The organism is Roseateles sp. P5_E11, from assembly GCF_054049355.1.
The window spans coordinates 1-1,037 of sequence record NZ_JBFUMO010001051.1; the positions used below are offsets into that span (position 1 = coordinate 1).

General features: G+C 64.4%; 2 protein-coding genes. Both read right to left on the reverse strand.

Annotation, left to right across the window (positions count from 1 at the left end; translation table 11 throughout):
* Positions 1–170: AAA family ATPase (locus ACXJKR_RS33320; RefSeq protein ID WP_457326501.1), on the reverse strand; the 170-nt coding region annotated here is incomplete at its 3' end.
* On the reverse strand, positions 167–1,037 hold an 871-nt coding region (locus tag ACXJKR_RS33325), incomplete at its 5' end, for an ABC transporter permease (RefSeq protein WP_457326500.1). The genes ACXJKR_RS33325 and ACXJKR_RS33320, both read right to left, overlap by 4 nt.

A 1,037-nucleotide genomic window follows, 5' to 3' on the forward strand; every position in this document is an offset into this window, starting at 1 on the left:
TTCCCGGACAGCCTGATGTAGTCATCGAACGTCTTCAGCTCATCACCGTAGAGCCGGGAGAGCCAGACGTCCTCGGACAGCAGCACCAATCGGTCTGCCTGGGCCAGCCTTGCGGCGACGGTCGACTTGCCGGCGCCTGCCTTGCCACAGAAAAAATGAAGGGTCGTCATTGCAGTTTGCTCCGCACGAAAAGCATGGCGAGGGTGAGTGTGACGGCGGCGATGCAGGCCATGGGCCAAGCGTTGGCCAGGAGATCGGCCACGGGCATGCTCTTGAGGAAGCTGCCGCGCAGAATGATCAACAGGTGCTTCAGCGGCAGTGCTTCGGCCATCCAGCGCAGTACCTGCGGCATGTTCTCGACCGGCGTCGCGAAGCCGGACATCAGCACCRCCGGCACGCCCACCGCAAATGTGCCCAGGATGGCCTGCTGTTGAGTCGAGCAGACCGACGAGATCATCAGCCCGGTGCCGACCATGGACAGGATGAACAGCAGCAGACAGGCGAACATCAAAAGGATCGATCCGGTGAACGGGATGCGAAAACCCCAGACCGCCGCCGCCACCATCGCGAGGGACAGACCGGTGCCCACCAGGAAGGCGGGCACCATCTTGGCAATGACGATCTCCGCGGGCGTGCAAGGCGACACCAGCAACTGGTCGAAGGTACCGAGCTCGCGTTCCCGCGCAATCGACAGCGCGGTGATCAGCAGCGTGATGAAGGTGACCAGGATGCCGACCAGGCTGGGYACGATGAACCAGCGGTAGACCAGGTTGGGATTGAACCCATGCCGCAATGCGACCGGCTCTACCGGCGCCAGCCCGGCCAGGGTTGCGCCGCTGCGTGTTGCGATGGCCTGCAGATAGCCCAGCGCCACCTGCGTCGCATTGGCCCGGCGACCGTCCAGCAGCACCTGGGCCGTGGCGATGTGCCCGGCGGCCTGTTCGCGCGAGAAGCCTTCAGGAATGACGAGCGCGGCGACAACCTGCTGGCGGTCCAGCAGCGCCGCGATCTGTGCTTCGCTCTGTGCGGCGTGGATG